Source organism: Methylocystis sp., assembly GCF_051062815.1.
GTDB lineage: Bacteria > Pseudomonadota > Alphaproteobacteria > Rhizobiales > Beijerinckiaceae > Methylocystis.
In genome coordinates this window covers 20,379-27,965 of record NZ_JBPFDU010000024.1, presented here as the reverse complement: position 1 = coordinate 27,965, position 7,587 = coordinate 20,379, and the positions used below count along the sequence as shown (strand labels likewise).

At 61.5% G+C, this 7,587-nt stretch carries 6 protein-coding genes; 5 read left to right on the top strand and 1 reads right to left on the bottom strand.

What is annotated here, in order from left to right; genetic code table 11:
- The first annotated feature begins 336 nt into the window (after positions 1-336).
- Both ACR65W_RS02560 and scpB read left to right on the top strand, forming a co-directional pair.
- Positions 337-1,365: a DUF1403 family protein gene (locus tag ACR65W_RS02560; protein ID WP_434502252.1), complete on the top strand. Its 1,029-nt coding sequence runs from the start codon at positions 337-339 to the stop codon at positions 1,363-1,365.
- An 18-nt stretch (positions 1,366-1,383) separates the two neighbouring features.
- Positions 1,384-2,127, top strand: a complete 744-nt coding sequence (gene scpB / locus ACR65W_RS02555) for an SMC-Scp complex subunit ScpB (protein ID WP_434502250.1) — start codon at positions 1,384-1,386, stop codon at positions 2,125-2,127.
- A 74-nt stretch (positions 2,128-2,201) separates the two neighbouring features.
- Here scpB and ACR65W_RS02550 read toward each other — a convergent pair whose 3' ends face one another.
- On the bottom strand, positions 2,202-3,272 hold the full coding sequence (locus ACR65W_RS02550) for an AI-2E family transporter (RefSeq protein WP_434498150.1): 1,071 nt from the start codon (positions 3,270-3,272) through the stop codon (positions 2,202-2,204).
- Between the two features lie 548 nt (positions 3,273-3,820).
- Between ACR65W_RS02550 and acsA the strand changes: the two genes are divergently transcribed.
- Genes acsA through ACR65W_RS02535 form a run of 3 tightly spaced genes read left to right on the top strand, consistent with a single transcriptional unit; the run spans position 3,821 to position 7,586 of the window.
- Positions 3,821-5,599: an acetate--CoA ligase gene (acsA, locus tag ACR65W_RS02545; protein ID WP_434498149.1), complete on the top strand. Its 1,779-nt coding sequence runs from the start codon at positions 3,821-3,823 to the stop codon at positions 5,597-5,599.
- Positions 5,596-6,582 (top strand): pyruvate dehydrogenase (acetyl-transferring) E1 component subunit alpha, encoded by a 987-nt coding sequence (pdhA, locus tag ACR65W_RS02540; RefSeq protein ID WP_434498148.1) that lies wholly within the window; start codon positions 5,596-5,598, stop codon positions 6,580-6,582. Before acsA ends, pdhA begins: the two co-directional genes overlap by 4 nt.
- Positions 6,579-7,586, top strand: a complete 1,008-nt coding sequence (locus ACR65W_RS02535; protein ID WP_434498147.1) for an alpha-ketoacid dehydrogenase subunit beta — start codon at positions 6,579-6,581, stop codon at positions 7,584-7,586. The genes pdhA and ACR65W_RS02535 overlap by 4 nt, the downstream gene beginning before the upstream one ends.
- The last annotated feature ends 1 nt before the right edge of the window (position 7,587 follow it).

Here is a 7,587-nt window from a genome sequence, read left to right as displayed (position 1 = left end):
TCGGGCCGGCTTGGGTCCTGCGTCGTTTCGAGCGCACAAATTCCGACGCCTCGGCAGGCGATCTGAGGTCGATTTCGGCCAGTTTCGCCCGGAAGTCCGCCGGTTCCGAATCATGTCCGATAAGCCGACATTATCGGACATGGAGGAGGCACGACAAGCGCGGCGGATATGGCGCTAAATTTAACGATAAAGCGCCGTCATGACTTGCCGCCGGACTCGATCCGGGCCTACGATTCTTGCATGTTGGAAATTGATTCGGACGCATTGCCTGACGTCCGATCTTCGTCGCGCGAGACGAAGAATCGGCGGGCGCGGATCCGCGTCGATGATGCGCAAATGCCCCGAAAATCCTTAGAAATCCAGCCGCTGCCGCGTTGGGCGAGACTCAGTGGCGCGGCGCTCGACGCCGCGCCTGACGCGCATTTTTGCGCCGGCGCCGCACTCGCGCGGCTCGATCATATTTTGCGTTCCGGCGCCGATCTATCGTGCGCCGGCAAAGACTCCGGCGATGTTTCGAGCGCCGGCAAAAGCCGTGGGGAAGGGGGCTCGGAACCCGCCTTCGTCGGCGCATTGCGTCGGCGCCTCGCTTTGCGCGCCGCCGCTGCTTGTGCAGCGATGGCGCGCTTGCGTGAAGATGTAGTCGCGCTACGCGACGCCGAGCATCTCGGCGGTTTCGACGCCGCGTCGACGCCCGGCGGACGCCTGCATGGCCTGTGGCGCCTCTTCGCAACATGTCCGGCGCGACTCGATGCGCGCTTCATTCGCGCCGCCGCCGATTGTCTCGAGCTGCCGCCGCACATCGATTGCGAAGCCCTTGCCGCCCTTCTGCGGGAAGCGTTGACGTACGAGAATCCACTTAACGCCGCGGCGCGCGTGAGCGCTCGAGCGCTGAACATCCTCGATGACGCGCCGCAAATCGACGCGGAAATTTTCGCGTTATGGTTCGCCGATCTTGTGCTGGCGCGACGCCTCGCGTGGGCGGGGCCGCTGCCGCTCCTGGCGACGACGATCATGGATCCATCGATGCGCACGGCGACCGGACGCCGACCACGGCCGAGCGACCCCGATTGGCCTTTGAGCGTCGCGCGCGCAATAGCGCGCGCTGCGCAACAGGCTCATGCGTTAGCCAGCGAGTTGTCCCGTCGTTCCGAGACATTGCTGAGCGTCGCGCCAAAACTGCGCGCCAGGGGCGCGGCGCGAGTCGTCGTCCTGTTGCTTGCCGACGATTGCGTTTCGCCGGCGCGGGCGGCCAGGGCGGCGGGGCTTTCCGATCGCGCGTCGCGCCGTCTGTTCGATCGACTCGTTGCGCTTGGCGCCGTGCGCGAACTCTCCGGTCGCGGCAATTTTCGACTTTACGGACTGTGACATGAAAAGGATGCCGACATGCGGTCGATGAAGGCGCATCGACAGGACAGTGCGCCGCCGCCAAACCGTCGTGTGCCGCGGCGCGACGGGGATTTGCTGTTCGACGCCGATCTTTCCGATCTTCCGCAGGCGATGCGCTGGCGCGAATGGATGGGGCGCGTCGAAGCGGCGATCTTCGCCGCGCCGTCGCCGGTCACGCGCGACGCGCTCACCAAACTGGTCGGGCGCGATTGCAATTTTGATGATTTGATTTGCGACATTCGCGACGACTTATGCACGAGACCGTATGAACTGGTTCTTGTCGCCGGCGGCTATCAACTGCGCACCAAACCGCGCTACGCCGACGCTATTCGCGTCTTGAACAATGGCGCCCGCGCTGCCGGACCGCCGGCGCTGACGCCGACTGAACTCCTCACGGTGACGGCGATCGCTTATCTGCAACCCGCCACCCGCACCGAACTCTCGCGACTCGCCGGCAAAGAAATCAGCCGCGACGTTATCGGCCAGTTAAAAAGCCTGGATCTCATTGCCGCCGGGCCGCGCGCGCCGACAGCGGGCGCGCCCTATGCCTATGTCACGACGAAGCGATTCCTTGAGGCGTTCGGGCTCGCAAGCCTGCGCGATCTGCCCGATATCGAAAAACTCGAAGATGCCGGACTGTTGCAGCGTTCCGCCAATGAAATCGAGCTCGACGGCGTGTTGCGAATGCGCGATCGGGATGCGATCGACTTCGTTGAAGCCGTTGACGACGAGGAGGATTAATTCCAGCGTCACGCGAAAGCGGCGACGCAACGCAGCCGATGTTCTTACTTGGTCGTGATCATCGAGGGCAATTTCTACTGCTTCGAGCCAAATCCGGAGCTTCTACTGCTATCGCCGTCCTCCGCCAACCATTGGCGCCAAATTGCAAAAAGGACGGCCAGAATGAGCGGGCCGAGAAATAGTCCGACCAGTCCGAACGCGAGCAACCCGCCCATTACGCCGAAGAGGACAATCACGAGTGGAACGTCCGTCGCGTTGCTGATCAATAGCGGCTTCAAAATATTGTCTGTCGGGTTCACGATGAAAGTCCCCCACGCCAGCAACGCGAAGCCAGCGCCAATCCGATCGGAGAATAGGAGCCATAAACCGATCGGTCCCCAGACCGCCACAGTGCCCAAGAATGGCACCAAGGCCGTTACAGCCGTGAGCGCGCCTAACAGAATTGGCGGTCCAACGCCGATAAATGCGTAGCCAATACCGGCAATGAGGCCCTGCGCCAAGGCGCTGACAATCAATCCGAAAACCACGGCTTGCGTTGTATCTCCTACGGCGTTGAAATATTGATCCGCCGGCTCGCCTGCGACTTTGCGCAATCCTCCGCGAACCTGCTCCAACACCCGATCTCCGTCACGATAGAAGAAGAACAGGGTAACCGTCATGATGGCAAGTTGCGCGAATGTGCGCCCAATTTGTCCGATTATCCCGGCAAGTTCCCGCACCCAGGGCTCCAACCACTCTTTCACCTGCTGTTTCCGAAGCTCTGGATCGTTCCACACTTGGGTCACCGCCTCATCGAGGGCAGGTCCAAGGATGGGGATGTTGGTGACTGCTTTAGGCAAGACAAGCGGTTGGCTGGTGTATTTCGTCGACATGTCCCTGTAGGCGTCGGCGAGTTCGCTTTGCAATCGGATCAAGAGAAACGAAACCGGCACAACCAGAACTACCATAAGGATGAGCGTCGCGATCGTTGCAGCAAGGGAAGGCCGATTTCCGCAGACGCGTCGGATTCTCGCGTGATATGGACCGGTGACGTACGCGAGAATGGCGGCCCACACCACGGGCGTGAGGAAAGGCTTCACGACGACAAAGCCGAGCCAGACCATGACGCCAAGTAAGACGAGACCAAAAATCTGACGATTTGGCATTGTCCCTTGCTCCCTGCTCCGCGGTGTCTTGTTCCTATCGATAAACGTCGAGCCGCGTTGTGATCGCGCGCCGCGCGCTAATTCGCTGAGCCCTATAACATCGACCTGGGTCGCGTGATGACGGCGGCCAAGGAGCGCGGTTGCTGCCTGGAGCTTAACGCAGAGCCGAACCGCCTGGACCTGACAGACGTCGCCCTCAATGGCTGCGACGGATTTGGGCGTGAAAATAGCGATCTCGACGGATGCGCGTTCGACCGCCGGCCTTGCTTATATGCGCTATGGCGTGACCAAGCGCGTCGCGGCTGGTTGGAGCCTGACGATGTCATAAACACCTGGCCGTTAGACTAGGGGAGCTGAAGAAATTGATCAGGCAATAGCCGCGTCGCTATCGCCCATGGCGGCGCGGCATTCTGGTCACCCTTTGGTTCTTGCCCATCAAAGAGCTGTTGCATAAGCTCAATTGGCCAAGTCTGACGCGATAACGCCTCTGATCGATGCCGCATATTGGACGATGGCAGAAGAGGCGTGGCGGCTACGGGAATTATCGAATGCGCGCCCCTGAAGACGCTGCCCGTTATGCGACGATCCGCAAGGATCCGGCTTCCTTTGTGGTCTCGCCAAACCTTGCAGACTACGCCGGTGTTCGCGCCGCGTTTAACTGGGAGGCGGCGCGCAAAGGCTTAAGCGGATTGCCGCAGGGGAGGGGGCTGAACATCGCTTACGAGGCGGTGGACCGACACGCCTATGGTCCCCGCGCGGATCGCACAGCGCTGCGGTGGATCGGGAAGACCGGAGAACGTCGCGATTATTCCTATCGCGAATTGGTCCTCGCAACCAATCGCCTCGCAAACGCCTTACAATCCATGGGCGTCAAGTCGGGCGACAATGTCTTCGTTCTGCTCGGCCGCGTTCCGGAGCTTTACGTCGCCGTTCTGGGCGCGTTGAAGATGAAGTGCGTCGTCACGCCGCTCTTCTCCGCGTTCGGGCCAGAGCCGATCGCGACCCGCATGGAAATCGGCGACGCGCGCGTCCTGGTCACGACCGAAACGCTTTATCGGCGCAAGGTCGAAGCGCTACGCGGGAGCTTGCCCAAGCTCCACTGCGTTATTCTCGTCGACGCTGACCAAGACGGTGAAGGAACGCGCTCCTGGCGCAAGCTGATGCAAGCGGCCTCCGACGCCTTCGAAATACCCCCGACCGATCCGCAAGAGACGGCGCTGCTGCATTTTACAAGCGGCACGACCGGCCGCCCCAAGGGCGTCTTACATGTGCACGAAGCCGTAGTGACGCATTACGCGACCGGACTCTATGCGCTTGATCTTCATGACGACGACCGCTTCTGGTGCACGGCGGACGCCGGCTGGGTGACTGGAACGAGCTACGGGGTCATCGCGCCGCTCACGCATGGCGTAACCAATATTGTCGTCGAGGCGGAATTCGACGCGCCGACATGGTACGGCGTGCTCGCACAGGAACGGGTCACCGTGTGGTACACCGCTCCCACCGCCATCCGCATGATGATGAAGCTCGGCGCGGACGCCTTGAAGGATTATGATCTCTCCGCCTTGCGTTTCGCCGCCAGCGTTGGAGAGCCGCTGAACGCCGAGGCGGTGGTGTGGGGCGCAGAGGCCTTCGGCCTGCCGTTCCATGATAATTGGTGGCAGACCGAAACGGGCGGCATCATGATCGCTAATTTCGCGTCCATGGACATCAAGCCCGGCTCGATGGGCCGGCCCTTGCCTGGCATCGAAGCGGGAATAGTCCGGCGGAAGGCCGACGGCGGGGTTGAAACGGTCAATACCGACCAAGAAGGCGAGCTCGCGCTCAAAAGCGGCTGGCCATCGATGATGCGCGGCTACCTTCACGAGGAAGCGCGCTATCGAAAATGCTTCGCTGGCGAATGGTATCTGACCGGCGATCTCGCACGCTGCGACGATGATGGCTATTTTTGGTTCGTCGGACGCGCCGACGACGTGATCAAATCCTCGGGCCATCTCATCGGCCCCTTCGAAGTCGAAAGCGCGCTGATGGAGCATCCGGCCGTCGCCGAAGTGGCGGTCATCGGCAAGCCGGATCCGATCGCCGGCGAGATCGTCAAGGCTTTCGTCGCCTTGAAGCTTGGCTTTCGGGCGGACGAAGCCATGCGCAAGGAGCTGCTCGGACACGCCCGCAAAAGGCTCGGCGCCGCCGTGGCGCCCAAAGAAATCGAGCTTCGCGCCAATCTGCCGAAGACCCGTAGCGGCAAGATCATGCGGCGCTTGCTCAAGGCGCGCGAACTCGGCCTGCCGGAAGGCGATCTTTCGACGCTGGAGAGTGACGAGCGATGACCAAGAAAGTGCATCTCGATCACGTCCACTTGCTTCATCTCTTGAAAGCGATGATCCGCATCCGGCATTTCGAGGCCAAATGCGTCGAGCTCTATCAGGCGCAAAAGATTCTCGGCTTTCTTCACCTCTATGACGGCGAGGAGGCCGTTTCGGTCGGCGTGATGGAGGCGCTGACGCAAGACGACGCCGTTATCGCGACCTATCGCGAACATGGCCAGGCGCTCGCCCGCGGCGTCGATCCGAAGTGCCTGATGGCCGAGATGATGGGTAAACTGAACGGGTGCTGCCGCGGGCGCGGCGGCTCCATGCATTTTTTTGATCGCGCGCGCCGTTTCTATGGCGGCAACGCCATCGTCGGCGGAGGCCTGCCGCTGGCGCTCGGCGTTGCGCTCGCCGACAAGATGCAGCAACGATCCACTGTCACGGCCTGCTTCTTTGGCGAAGGAGCGGTGGACGAGGGCGAGTTCCACGAGACGCTCAACTTGGCCAAGCTCTGGCGGCTTCCGATCCTGTTCGTCTGCGAGAATAATCTATACTCCATGGGCATGGCGGTCGAGCGCGCGGAGGCAGATATCGACTTCGTGCATAAGGCGTCGGGCTACAGAGTCGCTGGCGAGAAGGTAGACGGCATGGACGTGGTCGCCGTTGAAAGCGCGGCGAGAAACGCCATTGATAGAATTCGCAGCGAAAACGACCCCTATTTCCTCGAGTGCCGAACCTATCGTTTTCGGGCGCATTCAATGTTCGACGCGCAACTCTACCGCTCGAAGGATGAAGTCGAAGCTTGGCGGAAAAAGGGGCCGATCGTCCGCTTCCAGACCTGGTTGGAAGCCAATCGCTTGATCAAGCCCGAAGAGCTTGCGGCGATTGAAGAGGAGGTCGACAAGGAAATCGCGGCGGCAGTCGCTTTCGCGGAAGCCGGCGGTCTAGAACCGGTTTCGGAGCTTGAACGCTTCGTCACGATGGAGGCGGTCCCGTCGTGAACACACCGCAGGCGAACGCCGCCGCCACGCGCATGACCTATCGCGAGGCCTGCAAGCAGGCGCTTCGCGAGGCGTTGCTCTCTGATTCACGCGTCTTCCTGATGGGCGAGGACATCGGCCGCTATGGCGGCTGTTACGCAGTGACAAAGGGCCTCCTTGAGGAGTTTGGCGAGGAGCGCATTCGTGACACGCCGCTCTCGGAGAGCGCCTTCGTCGGCGCGGGGGTCGGCGCCGCCATGGCGGGGATGCGACCGATCGTGGAAATCATGACCGTGAATTTCAGCCTGCTCGCGCTCGATCAGATTCTCAACAACGCCGTCACCATTCCGCATATGTCGGGCGGCCAGTTCGCGATCCCCCTCGTCATTCGCATGGCCACCGGCGGCGGGCGACGCGTCGGGGCGCAGCATTCGCGCAGCCTCGAGGGCTGGTATGCGCATATCCCTGGACTGCGCGTCCTGACCCCCGCCACAGTCGAGGATGCGCGCTTCATGTTGAAGGGCGCGCTCGCGGACCCCAATCCTGTGATTATTTTCGAGCATGTCATGCTCTACAATATGGAGGGCGATCTTCCATCGGACATGGAGAAGGTCGATATCGCGCATGCGAAATTGCGTCGCGCCGGACGAGATGTAAGCCTCATCACCTATGGCGGCAGTCTGTTCAAGGCGCTGGAGGCGGCGGACGCGCTTGCTGCCGAGGGGATCGATGCAGAAGTCATCGATTTGCGCGTGCTCAGGCCGCTCGACACGAAGACCATTCTCGACTCAGTCGCAAAGACGAGGCGCTGTGTCATCGTTGACGAAGGCTGGCGCAGCGGGTCGATTTCGGCCGAAATCGGCATGCGCATCGCAGAAGAAGCTTTCTTCGAACTCGACGCGCCGCTGCGGCGCGTATGCTCGCGAGAGGCGCCGATGCCCTATGCGGCGCATCTCGAAGACGCTTGCCTGCCGCAAGTGGCGACGATCGTCGCAGTAGCACGCGAACTTGTCCGTCCGTCATGAG

Excerpts from the sequence above, each read along its gene's own strand:
- scpB (WP_434502250.1), top strand. The coding sequence starts at position 1,384 with ATGCGGTCGATGAAGGCGCATCGACAGGACAGTGCGCCGCCGCCAAAC.
- ACR65W_RS02550 (WP_434498150.1), bottom strand. The coding sequence starts at position 3,272 with ATGCCAAATCGTCAGATTTTTGGTCTCGTCTTACTTGGCGTCATGGTC.
- acsA (WP_434498149.1), top strand. The coding sequence starts at position 3,821 with ATGCGCGCCCCTGAAGACGCTGCCCGTTATGCGACGATCCGCAAGGAT.
- ACR65W_RS02560 (WP_434502252.1), top strand. The coding sequence starts at position 337 with ATGCCCCGAAAATCCTTAGAAATCCAGCCGCTGCCGCGTTGGGCGAGA.
- pdhA (WP_434498148.1), top strand. The coding sequence starts at position 5,596 with ATGACCAAGAAAGTGCATCTCGATCACGTCCACTTGCTTCATCTCTTG.